Source organism: Pseudomonas sp. GB2N2 (assembly GCF_054897705.1).
In genome coordinates this window covers 2,697,844-2,719,333 of record NZ_CM142701.1, presented here as the reverse complement: position 1 = coordinate 2,719,333, position 21,490 = coordinate 2,697,844, and the positions used below count along the sequence as shown (strand labels likewise).

Genomic DNA, 21,490 nt, shown 5'->3' with positions numbered 1-21,490 from the left:
TTGGTGCTGGGCGAAAGCGCGAAGGGCTCAGCCCCTCCCGGTTTGGGGAGCAGCGTCTTGCCGGATCAGCGCCATCAGGGAGGTGCCCGCGCAGGCTCAGCTTGAGATTCAATTTCAAGCCGCTCAGGGGGATTTTCAAAGGACTTTTGGCCCAACCTAGGTATTATAAGTAGCTTCCTGCGCTAAAGCGCGCGGGTGTATTTTTGGCGTCTCGCGAGGGAGCTTGGGAAGCAGCAGGAATGGCATTGGGAACTGACGTCAATCCAAGTCCGCCATTTTTATTCTACGCAGGAAGGTTTTTTTGGTTTCGGGAGCTTGAAAGGTGCTGGATAAGGTTATGGATAGAATAAGATCTTTTTTGTTACACCTCCCCCGCAGACATAAACGCGTTCTGCAAGTAGTTGCAGATATCGTGTTGGTTTGGGTCTCTTTATGGATGGCATTTGTCGTACGTTTAGGGATCGACGAATTGAACAACCCGATCCAACAGCATTGGTGGTTGTTCCTCAGCGCTCCCGTTGTCGCCATTCCTCTGTTTATCCGATTTGGCATGTACCGGGCGGTATTGCGCTATGTTGGCAATGACGCTCTGATTGCTATAGGGAAAGCCGTCAGTCTTTCTGCTCTCATCCTGGGGCTTTTGGTGTATTGGTACAGCAACCATCAAACCATCGTTCCCCGATCAATCGTTTTCAACTATTGGTGGCTCAGCCTTGTGATGATAGGCGGGTTGAGATTGGCTATGCGTCAGTATTTTTCGGGCGATTGGTTTGTTGCCGCGCAGCATGTACCTTTCGCCAACGTCGACGATGGGTTGCCCAGAGTCGCTATTTATGGCGCTGGGGCGGCAGGCAACCAACTTGTAGCCGCGTTGCGAATGGGGCGAGCCATGCGCCCCGTGGCGTTCATTGATGATGACGGAACCATTGCGAGTCGTGTAATCGCGGGTTTGCAGGTGTTTAAACCTAAGCATATCCAACAGATGATTGACACCACCGGAGCTCAGGAGATTTTGCTCGCTGTACCTTCTGCAAGCCGAGGGCGCCGCAGGGAAATCCTGGGTTTTCTAGAACGTTTTCCATTACATGTTCGCAGCGTGCCGGGTTTTATGGATCTGGCGAGTGGACGAGTCAAGGTGGACGATATCCAGGAGGTCGATATCGCCGACTTGCTTGGCCGCGATTCCGTGCCAGCACAAGGGGAATTGCTGGAGCATTGCATTACCCATCAGTCCGTCATGGTGACCGGTGCAGGGGGGTCGATTGGTTCAGAGTTGTGCCGTCAAATCATTGAACTCAGACCGAAAACGTTACTGTTATTCGAACATAGCGAGTTCAATCTTTACAGTATCCTGTCCGAGCTCGAACAGCGCGTGGCACGCGAGTCGCTATCAGTAAAACTGTTGCCGATCCTAGGCTCTGTCCGCAACGAGGAAAAGTTGCTGGATGTCATGAATACCTGGCGTGTTGACACGGTTTATCACGCTGCGGCATATAAACATGTGCCTATGGTCGAACACAATATTGCGGAAGGTGTTCTGAACAACGTCATAGGCACTTTGAATACGGCTCAGGCCGCCCTGAAGGCGGGAGTGGCTAACTTTGTCCTTATTTCTACAGACAAAGCGGTGCGTCCGACCAATGTCATGGGAAGTACGAAGCGACTCGCCGAGATGACGCTCCAGGCGCTCAGCAAGGAGAAGGCTCCAGTGCTGTTTGGTGATCCCGCTTGCGTGTCCCGGGTCAACAAAACCCGATTCACGATGGTCAGGTTCGGCAACGTGCTCGGCTCATCAGGCTCGGTCATTCCACTGTTTCACAAACAGATCAAGGCCGGCGGCCCCTTAACCGTCACGCACCCGAAAATCACCCGTTATTTCATGACCATTCCCGAAGCTGCACAATTGGTCATTCAAGCGGGTTCAATGGGGCAGGGGGGTGATGTTTTCGTACTCGATATGGGCGAACCAGTCAAAATCGTCGAATTGGCCGAGAAGATGATCCATTTGTCGGGACTGAGTGTTCGCTCTGAAAAGAATGTGCATGGCGACATCGCCATTGAATTCACTGGATTGCGGCCGGGGGAAAAACTCTACGAAGAGTTGTTGATCGGAGATAACGTTTCGGCGACGCAGCATCCGATGATCATGACTGCAAATGAAGACTATCTGACTTGGGAAGTTCTCACGGCGAGACTGGTAGAGCTGCTGGCCGCCGTTGACAACGATGATTACGCAAGAGTCAGGCAACTGTTGCGTGAAACTGTCAGCGGCTATGCCCCTGACGGTGAAATCGTTGACTGGATTTACCAGCAACGTCGCCTTGAACCCTGATTGCTTCACATCCTGCAATAACCACGTTTTTGACAAGCTTCACACATCGCCTAAGTTTGGGAGGCAGCTTCGGAAAAGTTGCTTTCCCAATCGATGTTATGGAGCGTCACAATGCGTACTGGCTATTTTGCTTCTCTGATTTTCGCCCTGCTAACCAGCGCCTCGGTCACTGCTGTCGCTGCGCCCTTCGCCAAACCGGAGGCGGGCAATGCGCCGATGGTCATGGATGCCGCACCTCAAGTCCAGTCGGACAAAGTCGACCTGAATCTAGCCGACGCCCCCACGCTCCAGCGCGAGCTTGCCGGTGTGGGCGAGGCTAAAGCCAAGGCAATCGTTGCCTATCGTGACACCAATGGACCGTTTTCCTCGATAGACGAGCTGCTCGAAGTCAAGGGCATCGGCAAAGCTATCCTGGACAAAAATCGCGAGAAGCTTGAGGTGAACTAAGCTTGTAGATCAATCCCACGAGGCCGGTCATTGACCGGCCTTTCTGTTTTCTGGCACCTGCACATTGCAGACGCCTTTCGTCGGCGTAATAAAAATTACGACTATCATATGCGCATTAAATTATGCCTATAATTAATTGGCGCAGGTGTTGAGTACGGCGCTTGTCGTTCATCCTTTGAGGAAGTCATGTCATGAACTCTGTCCAGACCCAAGGCACAGCCGTCGTCACCGGTGCATCCTCCGGCATCGGCGCGATCTATGCTGATCGCCTCGCCACACGAGGTTATGACCTGCTGCTTGTAGCTCGCGACGAGCAGCGTCTCGAAGCCGCCGCCGCCAAATTGCGCGCCGAGCATGGCGTGCAGATAGAGGTGCTCAAGGCAAATCTCACGCAGAAGGACGGCGTGCTCAAGCTCGAACAGCGCCTGCGCAGCGATTCCAGCATCAGCCTGTTGCTGAACAATGCCGGCGTGGCGGCAGATGGTTTGTTGGCTAATACGGACATGGATCAACTGGAGAAGCTGATCCAGCTCAACGTCACCGCGGTCACCCGTCTTGCCTCTGCGGCCGCCGCCAGTTTTGCCAGGGCGGGGCGGGCCACGATTATCAATATTGGCTCGGTAGTGGCGTTGTTTCCCGAACGTTTCAACGTAACTTACAGCGCCAGCAAGGCTTATGTATTGAGTCTGACCCAGTCGTTGAACGCTGAGCTTGAAGGCACCGGCGTCAAGGTGCAGGCGGTGCTGCCTGGCGTCACGCGGACGGAAATCTGGGAACGTGCCGGGATGGATCTGAATCAGATTCCGGCAGACATGGTCATGGACGCCAGCGAGATGGTGGACGCGGCGTTGTCGGGTCTGGATCAGGGGGAGTTGGTAACTATTCCTTCTTTGCCCAACGCTGCCGACTGGCAGGCGTTTGTGGCGGCGCGGCATGTTCTGGCGCCCAATCTGTCCAAAAGCAAGGCCGCTGCTCGTTACAAGTAAACTCCATGAATGGGTATGAGGAATTTGCGGGATGAGTGATCGTCGAGTGGTTGTAACCGGCATGGGTTTGGTATCGCCGCTGGGTAGTGGCGTTGAAACTGTTTGGGCGCGTTTGTTGGCCGGCAGGTCGGGCATCCGCAATTTGCCAGACGACGTCGTGGCTGATCTGCCGGCGAAGGTCGGCGGCTCGGTGCCTTCCATGGTTGAAGATGCCGAGGCCGGTTTTGACCCGGACCGGGCGACGCCACCCAAAGAACAGAAGAAGATGGACCGCTTCATCATGTTCGCGATGGAGGCGGCACGCCAGGCGCTTGAACAAGCCGGTTGGCAGCCTCAAACGGCTGAAACCCAGGAGCGTACGGCGACCACTATCGGTTCGGGTGTCGGTGGTTTCGGTGCGATTGCCGATGCGGTGCGCACGACCGACAGCCGTGGTCCGCGACGATTGTCGCCATTCACCATTCCATCGTTTCTGGTCAACCTTGCAGCGGGCCATGTTTCGATCCAGCACGGTTTGAAGGGACCACTTGGTGCTCCGGTAACGGCGTGCGCCGCCGGCGTTCAGGCGATTGGTGATGCGGCGCGACTGATTCGCTCCGGCGAAGCAGATATTGCGGTGTGCGGCGGTGCTGAAGCGGCGATTGATCGCGTGAGTCTTGCGGGCTTTACTGCGGCTCGCGCCTTGTCCAGCGGCTACAACGACACCCCAGAACGTGCGTCACGTCCGTTCGACCGCGATCGAGATGGTTTTGTGATGGGTGAGGGCGCCGGCCTTCTGGTGATCGAATCACTGGAACATGCGCTGGCCCGGGGCGCGCAGCCGTTGGCGGAACCGGTGGGCTATGGCACCAGCGCCGATGCCTATCATTTGACCGCTGGCCCAGAGGACGGCAGCGGTGCGCGCCGGGCGATGTCATTGGCGTTGGCGCAGGCAGGTGTTTCGGCGGCGCAGGTGCAGCATCTCAATGCTCACGCCACCTCGACACCGGTTGGGGATCTCGGAGAGTTGGCGGCCATCAAGTCGCTGTTCGGCGCGCAGAACGGGATTGCGGTGACGTCGACGAAGTCGGCCACCGGGCATTTGCTGGGTGCCGCGGGCGGCATTGAAGCGATTTTTACGCTGCTGGCGATCCGTGATCAGATCGTACCGCCCACGCTCAACCTCGATAATCCGAACCCTGCAGCGCAAGGTGTCGACATTGTTCACGGTCAGGCGCGGCCGATGGCGATTGAATACGCGCTGTCCAATGGCTTTGGCTTTGGAGGGGTCAATGCAAGCGTGTTGTTTAAGCGCTGGGAAGGCTAGTCGCGGTTTTTCGCGCTGGCGTGAGTACGCTGACCTCGCCAGCATAGATTTGGCACGGATAGTGATTGCTGGTTGGCCTCCAGCAGTTATCAAGGAATCGTGTCATGTACAAAGACTATCCGGCGGCCTACCAGGTCAATGCTGGCTCGGCCTTGCAGGTGGACACGGCGTTTTACGAACGCATCCGCGATGCCAAGGGTGATCGCACGCTGATCGAACAGTTTGAAGTGCCGATCCGCACGGCGCGCGCGTGGAATGTTCCCGCGGGCCATGTGTTTCGCGTGACGACGCCGGTTGGCCCCCAGGTCGGGGATTTCAACGTCTGGAATGCCAACGATCCGCGTGAGCGGTTATGGGCGGCTCGTACCCGGCAACTGCAAGGCGCGCATGTCAGCGTCCATGATCGGCTGTGGTCGAACCTGCCATTCTTGCGTCCGTTGGTGACCATCACTGATGACAGCCTCGCCGGTTATGGCATCGACGAACACGGCGGTCGGCTGCACGATTTGCTCGGCACCCGTTGCGATCCGTACGTGAACAAGATGCTCACGGGCGAAGATTTCCATCATCACTGCCATTCCAACCTGACCCGTGCCGTATTGCCTCATGGCCTGACTGAATTTGACGTGCATGACGTGCTGAATATTTTCCAGTGCACGGGCCTTAACCACGACGACATGTACTTCATGAAAGCCTGTCCGGCGCAGAAGGGAGATTAGCTGGAGTTCTTTGCCGAGATCGATTTGCTGTGCGCGCTGTCGACGTGTCCGGGTGGCGATCTGTCATTGGCGATGTGGGGGCCGGAAGCGCAGGACCCATTGAGCGTTTGTCGCCCGCTGGGGGTCGAGATTTATAAGCTGGAGGATTCGTTGCTGGAGGGCTGGAGTCAGCCGGAACGTGCGGCCTATAAGGAGCTGCATGGCTTGCACATCGCCAAGGCTGACTGGGAAAAATAAGGCGCAGTTGTGGCGAGGGAGCTTGCTCGCGCTCGACCGCAAAGCGGGCGCAGGGATGTGCGAGGGACGTTTAGGGCCGCTACGCGACCCAGCGGGAGCAAGCTCCCTCCCCACAGTTATTGTTCAGCGGTCTTGCGCATCCTTCGCATCCGCTACCGCATTGCGCTTCGCAACACGTTTACGCTGTTCATCCGTCAGATCGACCTTGTTGGCAGTGTCGCGCAACATCATCAAACCACCAACGATCGAGCCAATCGCAACGACCAGAATCAACCAGGCATACCAGGGCATAGGACTCTCCTTGAGGGCAGGCCGATTGGCGGGTTTCGCCAATCGATCGTGCATACCACTTTGAGCGATTGAATTTCGCAGTGGTTCCATTCTATGCCTGATAGGCCAGCGACACTGTGGCTGATTACAACCCTGTCAGCATCGCATCCGCCGGCGCATCCGCACGCAACTGGGCTGTCAGCAGGAAGTACACGAAACCCACCGCCATGAAGCCGAGGAAAATCAGTCCGATCAGTGCGTTGAACCACGCCATCGCCACCAGGCAAACCACCGCCAGTACCAGCGCGATCATCGGCACCAACGGATAGCAAGGCGCGCGGAAGGTGCGCTCGAGGTTCGGTTCGGTCTTACGCAGTTTAAACAGGCTGAGCATGCTCATGATGTACATCACGATTGCGCCAAACACGGCCATGGTGATCATCGCCGCTGTCAGCGTCATGCCGCCCAGATTGATCAAGCCATCGCTGTAGATCGCGGCGATACCAATGATTCCACCGGCGATGATTGCCCGGTGCGGCGTCTGGAAGCGCGAGAGTTTGGCCAGGGACGCTGGCAGGTAACCGGCGCGGGCGAGGGCGAAGAACTGTCGCGAGTAGCCGAGGATGATGCCGTGGAAACTCGCCACCAACCCGAACAGGCCGATCCACACCAGCATGTGCAACCAGCCGGAGCTTTCGCCGACCACGGTTTTCATTGCTTGCGGCAGAGGATCATTGATGTTCGACAGGGTGCGCCAGTCGCCGACGCCGCCGGCGAAGAACATTACGCCCATCGCCAATACCACCAGGGTCAAAATGCCGCTGATGTAGGCCTTGGGGATGGTGCGTTTCGGGTCCTTGGCTTCTTCGGCGGCCATGGCGGCGCCTTCGATGGCGAGGAAGAACCAGATCGCGAACGGAATCGCCGCGAACATCCCGGCAATCGCTGGTGCGCCGAACACGTCGGAACCCGCCCAGCCATTCAAGGCAAAATTACTGAAGCTGAATGCCGGGGCGACTACGCCCATGAACACCAGCAATTCGGCGACGGCCAGCACGCAGACCACCAATTCGAACGTCGCTGCGAGTTTCACCCCGAGGATGTTCAGGCCCATGAATACAATGTATGCGCCGACCGCTGCGTGTTTCGGGTCGAGCCCTGGAAACTGCACGTTCAGGTACGCGCCGATCGCCAGCGCAATCGCCGGAGGCGCGAAGACGAATTCGATCAGCGTCGCCAGCCCGGCAATCAACCCGCCTTTTTCGCCAAAGGCGCGGCGGCTGTAGGCAAAAGGACCGCCTGCGTGAGGAATGGCGGTGGTCAGCTCGGTGAAACTGAAGATGAAGCAGGTGTACATGGTGGCGACCATAAAGGACGTCACCAGGAAACCGAGTGTGCCCGCCACGCCCCAGCCGTAACTCCAGCCGAAGTACTCACCGGAAATCACCAGCCCGACCGCGATGCCCCACAAGTGCAGCGTGCCCAGCGTGGGTTTGAGTTGTGTGTTCATGCGTTTGCTCCCTGAACGGTTTGGAAAGCTCGGGGAAGGGCGTTTGCAGTGGGCGTGCCAGTGTTGGGGTGGCGGTCGTAATAGGCGAAAAGGTGTCGTATCGGGGATGTTTGGCGCTGGATGCAGGCCTTTTTGTGCGCCAGTTGAGGGCGTTGTCGTCTGTTCTGCCGTCATCGCGAGCAGGCTCACTCCCACAGGTTTTAGATCGAACACAAAATGTGTGTACGACAAAAATCCTGTGGGAGTGAGCCTGCTCGCGATGACTTCAGAACAGCCACCACAAAACCCACCCTGTAACGCCCGCATAAACCCACTCTTTACGCTTTCTTTATGCCCCGCCACATCCCTCGGTCTCGTTCCTTTACAGCCTCTGTCCCGACAATAACCCCACACGCGGCAATACGCCGTAACACGGAGAACTTCCATGAGCGTTCTGGACGGAGTGTCACTGCTACTCGCAGTGGGGCTGTTCATTTATCTGTTGGTTGCGCTGTTGCGCGCGGACCGGAACTAGGAGCGGCTATGCACAGTTATGACTATTGGCTGATCCTGGCCTTCTTCGCCGTGGTGCTGATTCCTGCACCGTTTCTCGGGCGGTTCTACTACAAGGTCATGGAAGGCCAGCGCACCTGGCTGACGCCGATCCTCGGGCCGGTCGAGCGCGGCTGCTATCGGGTAGCCGGCGTTGACCCGCAGACCGAACAGAGCTGGCAGAAATACACGCTGGCCTTGCTCGCTTTCAACCTCGCGGGCTTCCTGCTGTTGTTCGCAATCCTGTTGTTCCAGGACCACTTGCCGCTCAACCCGCAAAACCTGCCGGGTCAGGAGTGGACGCTGGCGTTCAACACCGCGATCAGTTTTATGACCAACACCAACTGGCAGGCCTACAGCGGCGAAGCGTCGCTGAGCTACCTGAGCCAGATGGTCGGCCTCACCGTTCAGAACTTCGTCAGCGCCGCCACCGGCCTGGCGGTATTGGTTGCGCTGTGTCGCGGTATCGGGCGCAAATCCAGCAAAACCCTGGGCAACTTCTGGGTCGACATGACCCGCGCCACCCTCTACGGCCTGCTGCCGCTGTGCTTGCTGCTGGCGCTGTACCTGGTCTGGCAGGGCGTGCCGCAAACCTTCGCGCAATACGTGAATGCCGTGACGATGCAAGGCGTCGATCAGGTGATCCCGCTCGGCCCGGCCGCCAGCCAGATTGCGATCAAGCAACTGGGCACCAACGGTGGTGGCTTCTTCGGTGTCAACTCGGCGCACCCGTTTGAGAATCCGACGGCGTGGACCAACCTGTTCGAGATGGCCTCGATCATCCTGATCCCGGTTGCCCTGGTGTTCACCTTCGGCCACTACGTGAAGGACCTGCGGCAGAGCCGGGCGATTGTGGCCTGCATGTTCGCCCTGTTCCTGATTGGCGGCGCAACCTCGCTGTGGGCTGAATACCAACCGAACCCGGCCCTGAACAACGTCGCCGTCGAACAGACCGCGCCGCTGGAAGGCAAGGAAGCGCGCTTGGGCACCACCGCCACGGTGCTGTGGTCGGTGACCACCACGGCGGCGTCCAATGGCTCGGTCAACGCCATGCACGACAGCCTCAACCCGCTGACCGGCATGGTCGCACTGGTCAACATGATGGTCGGCGAAGTGATCTTCGGCGGCGTCGGCGCCGGGCTCTACGGCATGTTGCTCAACGTGCTGATTGCGGTGTTTCTCGCCGGCCTGATGATCGGCCGCACCCCGGAATACCTCGGCAAGAAACTGCAAGCCAAGGAAGTGCAATTGCTGGTGGTGACCTTGCTGGTGATGCCGGTCGGCGTGCTCGTGCTCGGCGCGATTGCCGCGAGCCTGCCCGGTCCGGTGGCGGCGGTGAGCAACCCTGGCCCCCACGGTTTCAGCCAGTTGCTGTACGCCTACACCTCGGCCAGTGCCAACAACGGTTCGGCGTTCGGCGGCTTCAGTGCCAACACCGCGTTCCACAACTTGATGCTCGGTCTGGGTATGTTGATCGGTCGCTTCGGTTACATCCTCCCGGTACTGGCCCTGGCCGGCAGCCTGGCGATGAAGAAAACCGCACCTATTGGCCAGAACAGTTTCCCGACCCACGGCCCGCTGTTCGTGACCTTGCTGACCGTGACCATTTTGCTGGTGGGTGGCTTGACCTTCCTGCCGACCTTGGCGCTGGGTCCAATTGCCGAACACCTGAGCATGGGCTTCTGAGGAGTATTTGATGAATATGCCCGTAGTTAAACCGGTCGCCGTGAAGGCACCGGAACAACCAAAAACCGCGATCTCGGCCCTGTGGCGTCCGGCGCTGGTGCAAGCCTTCGTCAAGCTCGACCCACGGCAACTGCAGCGTGCGCCGGTGATGCTGGTGGTCGAACTGACCGCCGTCCTCACTACCGTGTTGTGCTTCATTCCCGACAACGCCGTACCGACCTTCGTTGCCGCGCAAATCGCGCTGTGGTTGTGGTTCACCGTGCTTTTTGCCAACTTCGCCGAAGCCCTTGCCGAAGGTCGCGGCAAGGCCCGCGCCGACAGCCTCAAGGCCGGCAGCGAAGGCTTGAGCGCTCGACGCAAAACCTCGAACGGCAGCTTTCAAGTAGTGCCGGCGACCAGCCTGCGCAAGGACGATGTGGTGCGCGTCGAGGCCGGGGAAATGATCCCTGGTGACGGCGAAGTCATCGAAGGCATCGCGGCGGTCAACGAGGCGGCGATTACCGGTGAATCCGCGCCGGTGATTCGTGAATCCGGCGGCGACCGTTCGGCCGTCACCGGCAACACCCGGCTGGTGTCCGACTGGCTGCTGGTGCGTATCACCGCCAACCCAGGCGAGTCGACACTGGACCGCATGATCGCGCTGGTCGAAGGCGCCAAACGCCAGAAAACCCCGAACGAAGTGGCGCTCGACATCCTGCTGATCGGCCTGACGCTGATCTTCCTGCTGGTGGTCGTGACCCTGCAACCGTTCGCCCACTTCGCCAACGGCAGCCTGCCGCTGGTGTTCCTGGTGGCGTTATTGGTCACGCTGATTCCGACCACCATCGGCGGTTTGCTGTCGGCCATTGGTATCGCCGGGATGGACCGCCTGGTGCGCCTGAATGTGATCGCCAAATCCGGTCGTGCGGTGGAAGCGGCGGGGGACGTGCACGTTCTGTTGCTGGACAAGACCGGCACCATCACTTTCGGCAACCGTCGCTGCACGGCAGTTTATCCAGCGCCGGGCGTAAGCGCCAAGGAACTGTCCGAGGGCGCGCTGTTCGCCTCGCTGGCCGATGACACGGCGGAAGGCAAGTCCATCGTTGAGTACCTGCGCGGGATTCATCCACAGCCCGAGCCGTCTGCCGACGTGCTGACAGCGGTGCCATTCAGCGCCGAGACACGCCTGTCCGGTGTCGACTATCAGGGTCGCGTGTTCCGCAAAGGCGCGGTGGATTCGCTGCTGGCGTTCGTCGGCCTGAAACGCGCTGATCTGGCACCAGCACTGTCCCGGGAAATCGACAAGATTGCCCAGAGCGGGGGCACGCCGTTGCTGGTCTGCGCAGACGGTAAATTGCTTGGCGCGATCCATCTCAAGGACGTGGTCAAACCGGGCATCCGCGAACGTTTCGCCGAGCTGCGCAAACTGGGGATTCGCACGGTCATGGTCACCGGCGACAACCCGCTGACCGCGGCCGCGATTGCCGCTGAAGCAGGTGTGGACGACGTGCTGGCCGAAGCCACGCCGGAGAAGAAACTGGCACGCATTCGTCACGAGCAGAACGACGGTCGACTGGTCGCCATGTGCGGCGATGGCGCCAACGATGCCCCGGCACTGGCGCAGGCTGACGTCGGCATGGCGATGAACGACGGCACGCAAGCGGCACGCGAAGCGGCGAATATGGTCGACCTCGACAGCGACCCGACCAAGTTGCTGGACGTGGTGCAGATCGGCAAGGAATTGCTGGTGACGCGCGGTGCGCTGACGACCTTTTCCATCGCCAACGACGTGGCCAAATACTTCGCGATCCTGCCGGCGTTGTTCGCCTCGATCTACCCGCAGCTCGGCGTGTTGAACGTCATGCACCTGAGCAGTCCGCAGAGCGCGATTCTTTCGGCGATTGTGTTCAACGCCCTGATCATCGTGGTGCTGATTCCACTGGCTTTGCGCGGCGTGCGCGTGCAAGCGGCGAGCGCTGCGGCGTTGCTGCGTCGCAATCTGCTGATCTATGGATTGGGCGGGATTCTGGTGCCGTTCGTGGGCATCAAGGCGATCGACATGCTGTTGACGGCGTTGCATCTGGTTTAAACGCCGCCCCCTGTAGGAGCGAGCCTGCTCGCGATGGTCGTTAACGATAACGCGCCTTTTCTGACTCGACGTGGCGCTTTGAATTCCATCGCGAGCAGGCTCGCTCCTACAGGTTATCTATCTGAATTCGAGGGTTTTGAAATGTCCACATTGATACGTCCGGCCCTGAGCCTGCTGGTGCTGATGACCCTGATCACCGGCGTCGCCTACCCCTTGGTGGTCACCGGTGTTGCGCAGGTCGCGTTCCCTAATCAGGCCAATGGCAGTCTCGTCCACGATGCCGACGGCAAGGTTCGCGGATCGTCGCTGATTGCCCAGGATTTCGTGGGTGATGCCTGGTTCCATCCACGCCCCTCGGCCGGTGCGTTTGCCACCGTCTCGAGCAGCGCGAGCAACCTGTCGCCGAGCAACCCGGCGCTGGCCACTCGGGTGATTGAGGATGCCAATAAGTTGCGGGTGCCAGGACAAGGTCCGGTGCCGCTGGCGCTGCTGACCACCTCCGGTAGCGGCCTCGATCCGCACTTGCCACCGGCAGCGATTGCCTATCAACTGGCGCGTGTTGCTGCGGCGCGGAATGTGCCGGTGTCTACGCTTCAGCAATTGATGAATGCCCACATCGAACAACCGCTGGTAGGGCCTCCTGTGGTAAATGTGCTGGCGCTGAACATGGCGCTGGAAAACCTGTAGATCGGTGGCGCCGCCAATCGCGAGCAGGCTCACTCCCACAGGAATATGCATTCCTATGCAGGAGTGAGCCTGCTCGCGAAGGCGGCTTAACAATCACCACATCAACATCAGAATTGTGAGACCCCAAGCATGAGCGACTCCGGCCGCGCCGACGCGCTGTTAGCAGACCTGCCCCGCGACGGCCGTGGCCGGCTCAAGGTTTTCCTCGGCGCCGCGCCCGGTGTCGGCAAGACCTACGCCATGCTGCAAGCGGCGCATACCCAACTGCGCCACGGCGTCAAAGTCATCGCCGGCGTGGTCGAAACCCACGGCCGCGCCGAAACCGAAGCGCTGCTCGGCGGCTTGCCACAGCAGCCGCTGGTGCGCTCGGAATATCGCGGCGTGATGCTTGAGGAAATGGACCTCGACGGCCTGCTCGCGGCCAAACCGAAACTGGTGCTGGTGGACGAACTGGCGCACAGCAACGCCCCCGGCAGTCGTCACGCCAAACGCTGGCAAGACATTCAAGAACTGCTCTCCGCCGGCATCGACGTGTTCACCACGGTCAACGTCCAGCACCTCGAAAGCCTCAACGATCAGGTGCGCGGCATCACCGGCGTTCAGGTCCGCGAAACCTTGCCGGACTGGGTGCTGCAGGAAGCCTACGAACTGCTGCTGATCGACTTGCCTCCGCGTGAACTGCTCGAGCGCCTGCGTGACGGCAAGGTCTACGTGCCGGAACAGGCGCGCGCCGCCATCGATGCGTTTTTTACCCAGACGAATCTCACCGCCCTGCGTGAAATGGCGATGCAAACCGCCGCGGCCCAGGTCGATAACGATCTGGCCCAGGGTTATCGCCAACTCGGTCAGGCCGCGCCCGCCGTGCGCGGTCGGCTGCTGGTCGGCGTCGATGGCGATGCGCAGGCTGAACGGCTGGTGCGTCACGCCAGCCGTGTCGCCCAGCGTCGGCATCTGCCGTGGAGCCTGGTGCACGTGGACAACGGCAGCGTGCGCGACGAGCAATCGCGCCTGCGTCTGCAAAGTGCCCAGCAATTGGCCGAACGCCTCGGTGGCGAAGTGGTGTTGCTGCGCGCCGGCGAAGTGGCGAAAACCCTGATTCAACACGCTGCCGAACGCCGCGCCAGTCTGGTGCTGGTCGGCCAGTCGCGGCAGCGTTTGCGTCGGCGACTGTTGGGCGGTGGTCTGGCTTCACGCTTGCTGCGCGATGCGCGCGGACTGGAAATCAACGTTCTTGACAGCGATCACCCACAGCACCAGCCCCGTCAGCGCTCAGCCCAAACGCTGGTGTGGTTCGACTACGCGCTGGCGCTGGTGGCGACGCTGTTGGCCAGTGCCTTGGCCTGGGGCGTGGCGAGTGTCTTGCCGCTGCCGAACATCTCACTGGTGTTCCTCGCCGCCGTGCTGCTGGTGGCGGTGCGCAGCAGCCTCGGCCCGGCGTTGGCCTGTGCGGCGCTGTCGTTTCTGACCTACGATTTTCTGTTCATTCCGCCGAATTTTTCCTTCAGCATCCAGCGCGAAGAAGACGTGCTGACCTTGCTGTTTTTCCTGCTGATGGCCGCGCTCACCGGCAACCTTGCGGCGCGCCAGCGTCGACAGTTGCAGGCGCTGCGCGACACTCAGGAAGAGACTACCGAACTGCTCGACCTGTCGCGCAAACTGACCGCCGCCACCGACCGTCAAGCGGTGGTCAGTGCCGCTGCGCAACATCTCAATGGCTGGAGTGACTTGCAGCTGTGCCTGCTCAACCGCGACGGCCCGGCCGGCTGGAAAGTCGAAACCGGTGGTCCGCTGGAATTCACCGAAGCCGAACGCGCCGCTGCCGATTGGGCCTGGCAGCACGACCAGCCGGCGGGCGCCGGCACCGGCACGTTGCCGATGGGCCGTTGGTGGTGGTGGCCGTTGTCCGTGGAAGACGGGCCGCTGGCGCTGCTCGGCGTTTGTGCCAAAGAAGGCCAGACCCTCAGCGGCCAGCGTCGGCGTTTGCTCACGGCGCTGAGTCAGCCGCTGGCCCAGGCGCTGGCTCGGGCACAACTGGCCGAAGACCTCGAAGCCGCGCGCCTGCACGGCGAAACCGAGCAACTGCGCAGCGCCTTGCTCGCTTCGGTGTCCCACGATCTGCGCACGCCGCTGACGTCCATGCGCGGCAGCATCGACAGCCTGCTGGCGCTCGGTGAAGCCATCCCGTTGGAAGATCGTCGCGAACTGCTCGAAGGCACGCGCGATGAAGCCGAGCGCCTCGACCGCTACATACAGAACCTGCTGGACATGACCCGTCTCGGTCACGGCGCACTGAAGCTTGCGAGAGATTGGGTGTCGCCGGCCGACATTGTCGGTAGTTCGCTCAATCGCCTGCGCGCTGTGCTGGCGCCGTTGCAGGTCAGCACCGAGGTGCCGCCCGAGTTGCCGCTGCTTTACGTTCATGCCGCGCTGATCGAGCAGGCGCTGGTGAACGTGCTGGAAAATGCTGCGCGGTTTTCACCGGTTAATGGGCGTTTGCGCATGCGTGCCGGTGTGGATGAAAACGAGCTGTTTTTTTCAGTCAGCGATGAAGGGCCGGGCATTCCGGAGGAGGAGCGGGCGAAGATTTTCGACATGTTCTACACCGCCGCGCGCGGTGATCGGGGCGGGCAGGGCACCGGGCTGGGGTTGGCGATCTGTCAGGGTATGGTCGGCGCGCATGGCGGTCGGATCAGCGTCGGCGACGGCATCGACGGGCGCGGCACCTGCATCACGCTGCACCTGCCTTTGCAGGATCAACCCGACTTTGAAAGTGAGCGCTGAAAGTGAAGCCTGATACCCTCTGTACATTTCCATGCCGCGATCAGAAACCATGAGCCAGACCGCGACCATTTTGGTCATCGACGACGAACCGCAAATCCGCAAATTCCTGCGCATCAGCCTCACTTCTCAGGGCTACAAAGTGCTGGAGGCCGGCACCGGCACCGAGGGGCTGGCGCAAGCCGCGCTGAACAAACCCGATTTGCTGGTGCTCGACCTCGGCCTGCCGGACATGGACGGCCAGCAAGTGCTGCGCGAGTTTCGTGAATGGTCGACGGTGCCGGTGCTGGTGCTGTCGGTGCGCGCCGGCGAGGGGCAGAAGGTCGAAGCGCTGGATGGCGGCGCAAATGACTACGTGACCAAGCCGTTCGGCATCCAGGAATTTCTGGCGCGGGTGCGGGCCTTGTTGCGTCAGGCGCCGGTGGGCGAGGCGCAGCAAGCGGCGCTGACCTTTGGCCCGCTGACGGTGGATCTGGCCTATCGCCGGGTGCTGCTTGACGGCGTCGAAGTGGCGCTGACCCGCAAGGAATACGCCGTGCTGGCGCAACTGGCGCGGCATCCGGGGCGCGTGATTACCCAACAGCAATTGCTCAAGGACATCTGGGGACCGACTCATACCGAAGACAGTCACTATTTGCGGATTGTGGTCGGACATTTGCGCCAGAAACTGGCGGATGATCCGACGCAGCCCCGGTTTATCGTGACCGAGGCGGGCGTCGGGTATCGGTTGTTGAGTGAGGGTGGCCTGTAGTTTTTGTATTGAATGGTCTGGCCCCATCGCTGGCAAGCCAGCTCCCACAGATGGACCAACGCATAACCTTGTGGGAGCTGGCTTGCCAGCGATGGGGCCCTGACATTCACCCGAGAACTTCAGGAATCCCGATCCCGCTCACTCTCATACCGATCCAGCGTATCCCGCGCAATCTCCCGCCCCAGCGCGATCAACTCCGGCGCTTTGTAAAACTCGAAAAACCGGCACACCCGTTTCGGCACGTTGATCAGGATATCCGGCGGATAACCGGCGATCTTGTACTGCGCCAACGACGTCTGCATCACCTCGAAACTCTGGTTGATCAAATCCAGCAAGGACGCCGGCCCTACGTTGTCGATGATGAACGAACCGGTGGCCGACTTCGGCGCGCCGTCGCGTTCCGGTGCGGCTGCCGGTTGCTGGGCTTCAGGTTCGGCAGAATCGATCCACGGGTTGATCTCGGCCGCGTCTGCACTCAACGCTTCCTTTTCCAGCAGCAGCAATTTCTCCGCCTGCGTGCGGCGGAAGGGTAACTTCGAGCCGACCGAGTTGATCAGGCTGTCGAAGCGGTTCCTGAACTTGGCCGGGCGCTGAATCACCGGCAATTTATAGTGACGCTGGTTAGTGGAATTGAGGTTGACCGCGATGATCAAATCGCAATGACTCGACACCACCGGCACGATCGGCAACGGATTGAGAATCCCGCCGTCCACCAGCATGCGATTGCCCTGCATCACCGGGGTAAACAGGCTGGGGATCGCTGCCGAAGCGCGCATCGCCTGATGCAGACAACCTTCCTGGAACCAGATTTCCTGCTGGTTGGTCAGGTCGGTGGCCACCGCCGTGTAGGGAATGCGCAAGTCTTCGATATTGATCTCGCCGACGATCTTGCGGATCTGCCCGAAGACCTTCTCGCCGCGAATCGCGCCGAGGCGGAAACTGACATCCACCAGACGCAACACGTCGAGGTAATCCAGGCCCTCGATCCAGTTGCGGTATTCCTCCAGTTTGCCGGCGGCGTAAATCCCGCCAACCACGGCGCCCATCGAACAACCGGCGATGCACGCGATGTCGTAACCACGCCGCTCGATCTCCTCAATGACACCGATATGTGCATAGCCCCGGGCTCCGCCGGAACCCAATACCAGTGCGACACGCTTTTTCATGAATCGCCCTCGTCTGACAAGGCTCAACAATGCACCCATCGAGGGGCGTGCTTCAATCGCTAAGGTCGCTCGGCGGGGTGAACGCGTCGTTTTTTCGACAGTTTTTCGATACGTAATTGCGGCAGATGGTTATTCTCCCGAGCGCTATAGTTGGCGCAGCGGGGCCAAGGCACTTTTCACGCGTCAGACCGTCTTACCTGCACGACTGTTTATTTAAACGTGTTATCTGAACTGGAGTTGTGAGTGATGAAAGCCTGGATCTGTGTGCCTTTGATTGCGCTGGCGCTCGCCGGTTGTGCCGGAAAAACCGCTTACCGCGAAAGTTGCGGCAGCGGCATCGATGCGGCGTGGCATGAGCTGGACCTGGCCAAGGCCGAAGGTTTCGCCGGGACGGTCAGCTATTCCAAGGCCTTGTCGCTGCTGACCGGCGCCAAGACTCAGCAGCAGTTCGAAGCCTACGAGGGCTGCACCAGCAAGGCCGAAAAAGCACGCTTCTACATTCGTGAATCCCGCGCCGGTCGCTAACCCGTAGGAGCCTGCTTGCTGGCGATTGGGCCTTGAGTGATGCACCGCTCTCGATGACGCCATCGCCAGCAAGCAGGCTCCTGCAAGGGAGTACATACAATGATCAATCGGTTGGTTGCCCACGTTCTGGGCCTGGAAGTCCGCTTGCTGGCCTGTCAGGCCCGGCTGAACGCACGCACTGACCCTGAAGCGCTGCACGATCTGCGCACCACGGTTCGCCGTTTGCGCAGCCTGTTGCGGCCGTTGCGCGGTTTGCCCGGCGTAGAGCAGCTGGAAGCGGCGGCCTCCGCGGTCGGCACCCAGACCACGCCGTTGCGCGATCGCGAAGTGCTGGCGGCGTATTTGCTTCAGCATGATCAACCCGAGGCGGCGCACCGGCGCATGGCGCAGATGGCCGCGGCCTATCCGGCGGTTGCGGCGAGCGCCGAACTGGCGCAGTTGTTGATGATTCTGGATGCGTTTCCGCGTTTTCTGCGGGCCGCCCAGCGTCAGGGATTGCTTGAGGCATTGGGCAAACGCATCGACAAACGCTTGGATAAACAGTGGAAGAAACTCGATCAGGCACTCCACGATCCGGCGCATGATCGCCACCGTTTGCGTTTGCTGATCAAGCGTGTGCGCTACGGGATCGAGGCTTACCCCGAACTGGATCGCTTGCCGAAACCGGCTCTGCCGAGGCTCAAATCGGCTCAAGCGGCATTGGGTGATTGGCACGACTGCTGGCAGTGGCTGGCCCGGGCTGAGCTGGAAGCCGATCTGCAACCTTGCGTCGCCGAATGGAAGTCCACCATGGCCAAGGCCGAAGCCCGTGCTGATCGTGTCCTCGACAAACTCAGCGCCACCTGCTTCAAATCCTGAGACCAACACAGCTCAAACGTGGAATTTATCGGCCTTTCTGTCAGTCTCTTTGGCCGGAATAAGCGCTGTGTCATCCACGCCGTCTGGTTAACATCCCTGCATCCCTTCCTGCCCTTGAGGTTTTCATGCGCTTTTCCGATTTGCTCGACGCCGTCCGCATTCAGCCGCTGGAGCTGACCATTCCGGCCGAATGGGCGCAGGGTCGGGCCAGCTTCGGCGGCCTGGTCGCGGCGCTCCAATACGAAGCCATGCGCGCCAGGGTGCCGGCGGACCGTCCCGTGCGTTCGCTGGCGATTACCTTTGTCGGGCCAGTCGAGCCCGAGGTGCCGGTCCGTTTTGAAGTCGATGTCCTGCGCGAAGGCAAAGCCGTCAGCCAAGTGCTGGGCCGGGCGATGCAGAAGGGGCAAGTGGTGACGCTGATCCAGGGCAGCTTCGGCGCCTCGCGACCTTCCGAAGTGGCCGTGACAGCGGCGCCAGCGCCTGAGATGAAACACTGGGATGACTGCCAGGAACTGCCGTACATCAAAGACGTGACCCCGGAATTCATGCGTCATCTGGCGATGCGCTGGAGCGTCGGCGGCCTGCCGTTCACCGGCAACAAGTCCCGAGACATGGGCGGCTGGGTGCGCTTGCGTGGAGACGTCAAGGAAGAGTCGCTCAATGAGGCGCATATTCTCGCGCTGGTCGATGCCTGGCCACCGGCGCTGCTGCCGCACCTGAAGAAAGTCGCGATGGGCAGCACGCTGACCTGGACCATCGAATTCGTTCAGCCGTTGCTCGACCTGAGCACACTGGACTGGTGCAAATACCTGGTTGAAATCGAACATGCCGCTGACGGCTACGGCCATGCGGCCGCGAAGCTGTGGAGCGCGCAAGGTCAGTTGATTGCCATGAGCCGGCAGACTGTGACGATTTTTGCCTGATCAGTGACAACGGTAACGCTCACGCCAGGCTGTGACCATGGCGTTGCAGGCCCAATGCCGCGAGCAGGCCGATGACGCCGATTGCGACGGTCGCAAAACTCAGGCTGAACACCCCGGTAACGAGCAAAAGAAACGCGACGATGAACAGCGGCACGGCGATCAGGTGCAGCACCAAATTGTCCGGGTAAGCGCGCCATTGCCAGGCGGGAAGGTTGGGGTGACGTTTGCCCATGATCCTGATCCTCGATCCGTGTTGAACACATGGCTGAAGAATAGGCGTGGCATGGGCGGTGGGCGAATCGAGGTTGGCTATCGATGTGATAGATGATGTTGCCAGCGATTGGGCTCTCAGAGTTTCAACTGTCCTATCGCCTTGCTCAGTTCCCCGGCCAACGCCGCCAACTCATGACTGGTCGTCGCCGAATCCACTGTCTGCTGCACCGTGTTTTCGGTCACATCGCGAATGCTTACTAGCGCCCGGTTCATCTCTTCCGCCACGTGGCTCTGCTGCTCGGCCGCCACCGCAATCTGGGTATTGCTTTCACGCATCTGCGCCACTGCGCTAGTAATTTCCAGCAACGCGGCGCCGGCCTCTTGCGCCTGCTGCACGCAATCGTCGGCCTTGAACGAGCTTTCCTGCATAAAGTCCACCGCGTCCCGGGTGCCAGCTTGCAGCGCCGAGACCATCAGCGTGATTTCATCGGTCGAGGCTTGCACGCGCTTGGCCAGGTTGCGCACTTCATCGGCTACCACCGCGAAGCCGCGACCCATTTCACCGGCCCGCGCCGCTTCGATGGCCGCATTCAGCGCCAGCAGGTTGGTTTGCTCGGCGATGCTGTGAATCACATTGACCACGCCGTTGATCTTCTGGCTGTCCTCGGCCAGGCGCTGGATCATCTCGGCGGTGTGCTGCACACCGGTGGACAACCCGGCAATCGACCTCTGCACACGGCTGACCACTTCCTGGCCGCTGCCCGCCAGGGTGTCGGCGGTTTGCGAGAGGTCGCGGGTGGCGCCGGCGTGCTGGGCGATGTGGTAAACGGTGGCGGTCATTTCGTTGATTGCGGTGGCGGCCTGGTCGGTTTCGCTTTGCTGGCCGAGCATGCCGTGGCGCACCTCGTTCATGCTCGACGCCAGCCGCGTCGTACCTATATCCAGTTGCCGGGCAGTGCTGGCGACGGTGTTGACCACCCGCTGATAACCGGCCTGCATGGCGTTGAACGCACCGGCCATCTGCCCGACCTCATCGGTGCAGGCCAGCGGCACACGGGCCGACAGGTCGCCGGTTTTCTCGACGTGGAGCATCACGTCTTTCAACGTGTTGAGTTGGCTGAGCAGGAAACGGATCAACAATTGCGACGCGCCGAGCATCGCCAGCATCAGGATCAACACGGCGACCGCGTAGTGGGGCAAACGCTCGCCAAACACCTGACTCAGGCTCGGGCCTTGAGCGATCACTGCAACCTTGGGCAACGGTTGCCCGGCCGGCCAGGCGCTGAGCAATTGCGCCTGCGCTTGAGCGGACGCTTGCGATGCGTGACTGCGGGCCTGCTGTTCGAGGTGCACGGCGTACAACACCAACATTAACGTCGTGACGAAGGCGACCGCGTTGACCGCCCAGAATTTATATTTCAGCGAGATGTTGCTAAGCCAGGCACCCATGGAGGTTTTCTCTGATAGCGGAAACAGCATTGGCAAGGTGCCAGTATT

General features: G+C 60.3%; 17 protein-coding genes and 2 pseudogenes. 14 read left to right on the top strand and 5 right to left on the bottom strand.

What is annotated here, in order from left to right:
• Positions 1–337 precede the first annotated feature (337 nt).
• The 5 genes and pseudogenes from ACYZT4_RS12560 to ACYZT4_RS12540 all read left to right on the top strand — a co-directional run bounded on the left by ACYZT4_RS12560 (position 338) and on the right by ACYZT4_RS12540 (position 6,027).
• Positions 338–2,332, top strand: a complete 1,995-nt coding sequence (locus ACYZT4_RS12560) for a polysaccharide biosynthesis protein (protein ID WP_461988664.1) — start codon at positions 338–340, stop codon at positions 2,330–2,332.
• A 111-nt stretch (positions 2,333–2,443) separates the two neighbouring features.
• Positions 2,444–2,779, top strand: a complete 336-nt coding sequence (locus ACYZT4_RS12555) for a ComEA family DNA-binding protein (protein WP_461988177.1) — start codon at positions 2,444–2,446, stop codon at positions 2,777–2,779.
• 191 nt (positions 2,780–2,970) lie between these two features.
• Positions 2,971–3,765 (top strand): SDR family NAD(P)-dependent oxidoreductase, encoded by a 795-nt coding sequence (locus ACYZT4_RS12550; protein WP_461988175.1) that lies wholly within the window; start codon positions 2,971–2,973, stop codon positions 3,763–3,765.
• A gap of 31 nt (positions 3,766–3,796) precedes the next feature.
• The gene (fabF, locus tag ACYZT4_RS12545) at positions 3,797–5,071 is read left to right on the top strand and encodes a beta-ketoacyl-ACP synthase II (protein WP_461988174.1); all 1,275 of its coding nucleotides are present in this window, start codon (positions 3,797–3,799) and stop codon (positions 5,069–5,071) included.
• Positions 5,072–5,175: 104 nt separating this feature from the next.
• A pseudogene (locus ACYZT4_RS12540) lies at positions 5,176–6,027 on the top strand (urea carboxylase-associated family protein).
• Between the two features lie 123 nt (positions 6,028–6,150).
• Here ACYZT4_RS12540 and ACYZT4_RS12535 read toward each other — a convergent pair.
• On the bottom strand, positions 6,151–6,318 hold the full coding sequence (locus tag ACYZT4_RS12535; protein ID WP_461988172.1) for a DUF2897 family protein: 168 nt from the start codon (positions 6,316–6,318) through the stop codon (positions 6,151–6,153).
• Between the two features lie 124 nt (positions 6,319–6,442).
• A complete protein-coding gene (eat, locus tag ACYZT4_RS12530; RefSeq protein WP_461988170.1) occupies positions 6,443–7,807 on the bottom strand; it encodes an ethanolamine permease in 1,365 nt (454 codons plus the stop codon).
• Positions 7,808–8,231: 424 nt separating this feature from the next.
• Here eat and kdpF point away from each other — a divergent pair, with 424 nt between their 5' ends.
• The 6 genes from kdpF (at position 8,232) to ACYZT4_RS12500 (ending at position 16,308) form a co-directional block, all read left to right on the top strand.
• Positions 8,232–8,321, top strand: a complete 90-nt coding sequence (gene kdpF / locus ACYZT4_RS12525; RefSeq protein ID WP_007899818.1) for a K(+)-transporting ATPase subunit F — start codon at positions 8,232–8,234, stop codon at positions 8,319–8,321.
• 8 nt (positions 8,322–8,329) lie between these two features.
• Positions 8,330–10,024 (top strand): potassium-transporting ATPase subunit KdpA, encoded by a 1,695-nt coding sequence (gene kdpA / locus ACYZT4_RS12520; protein WP_461988169.1) that lies wholly within the window; start codon positions 8,330–8,332, stop codon positions 10,022–10,024.
• A gap of 10 nt (positions 10,025–10,034) precedes the next feature.
• On the top strand, positions 10,035–12,092 hold the full coding sequence (gene kdpB, locus ACYZT4_RS12515; protein ID WP_461988167.1) for a potassium-transporting ATPase subunit KdpB: 2,058 nt from the start codon (positions 10,035–10,037) through the stop codon (positions 12,090–12,092).
• Positions 12,093–12,233: 141 nt separating this feature from the next.
• The gene (gene kdpC / locus ACYZT4_RS12510; RefSeq protein ID WP_461988165.1) at positions 12,234–12,779 is read left to right on the top strand and encodes a potassium-transporting ATPase subunit KdpC; all 546 of its coding nucleotides are present in this window, start codon (positions 12,234–12,236) and stop codon (positions 12,777–12,779) included.
• A 129-nt stretch (positions 12,780–12,908) separates the two neighbouring features.
• Positions 12,909–15,560: a DUF4118 domain-containing protein gene (locus tag ACYZT4_RS12505; protein ID WP_461988163.1), complete on the top strand. Its 2,652-nt coding sequence runs from the start codon at positions 12,909–12,911 to the stop codon at positions 15,558–15,560.
• Between the two features lie 49 nt (positions 15,561–15,609).
• Positions 15,610–16,308 carry a response regulator gene (locus ACYZT4_RS12500; RefSeq protein ID WP_461988161.1) on the top strand — a complete coding sequence of 233 codons (699 nt, stop codon included), beginning with the start codon at positions 15,610–15,612 and terminating at the stop codon, positions 16,306–16,308.
• 119 nt (positions 16,309–16,427) lie between these two features.
• Here the strand turns inward: ACYZT4_RS12500 and ACYZT4_RS12495 are convergent, their stop codons facing one another.
• Positions 16,428–17,474: a patatin-like phospholipase family protein gene (locus tag ACYZT4_RS12495; RefSeq protein ID WP_461988159.1), complete on the bottom strand. Its 1,047-nt coding sequence runs from the start codon at positions 17,472–17,474 to the stop codon at positions 16,428–16,430.
• A gap of 246 nt (positions 17,475–17,720) precedes the next feature.
• Between ACYZT4_RS12495 and ACYZT4_RS12490 the strand changes: the two genes are divergently transcribed.
• The 3 genes from ACYZT4_RS12490 to ACYZT4_RS12480 all read left to right on the top strand — a co-directional run bounded on the left by ACYZT4_RS12490 (position 17,721) and on the right by ACYZT4_RS12480 (position 19,780).
• Positions 17,721–17,999 carry a hypothetical protein gene (locus ACYZT4_RS12490; protein ID WP_461988157.1) on the top strand — a complete coding sequence of 93 codons (279 nt, stop codon included), beginning with the start codon at positions 17,721–17,723 and terminating at the stop codon, positions 17,997–17,999.
• Between the two features lie 99 nt (positions 18,000–18,098).
• A complete protein-coding gene (locus tag ACYZT4_RS12485; RefSeq protein WP_461988155.1) occupies positions 18,099–18,857 on the top strand; it encodes a CHAD domain-containing protein in 759 nt (252 codons plus the stop codon).
• Between the two features lie 125 nt (positions 18,858–18,982).
• Entirely contained in the window at positions 18,983–19,780 is a 798-nt protein-coding gene (locus tag ACYZT4_RS12480) for an acyl-CoA thioesterase (RefSeq protein ID WP_461988154.1), read from the top strand.
• A gap of 25 nt (positions 19,781–19,805) precedes the next feature.
• On the opposite strand, the pseudogene ACYZT4_RS12475 reads toward ACYZT4_RS12480, so the two are convergent.
• Positions 19,806–20,012 (bottom strand): annotated as a pseudogene (locus ACYZT4_RS12475) (terminase); the annotation flags it as partial.
• 116 nt (positions 20,013–20,128) lie between these two features.
• Complete coding sequence (locus ACYZT4_RS12470) at positions 20,129–21,442, bottom strand: methyl-accepting chemotaxis protein (protein WP_461988152.1); 1,314 nt, start codon at positions 21,440–21,442, stop codon at positions 20,129–20,131.
• Positions 21,443–21,490 lie beyond the last annotated feature (48 nt).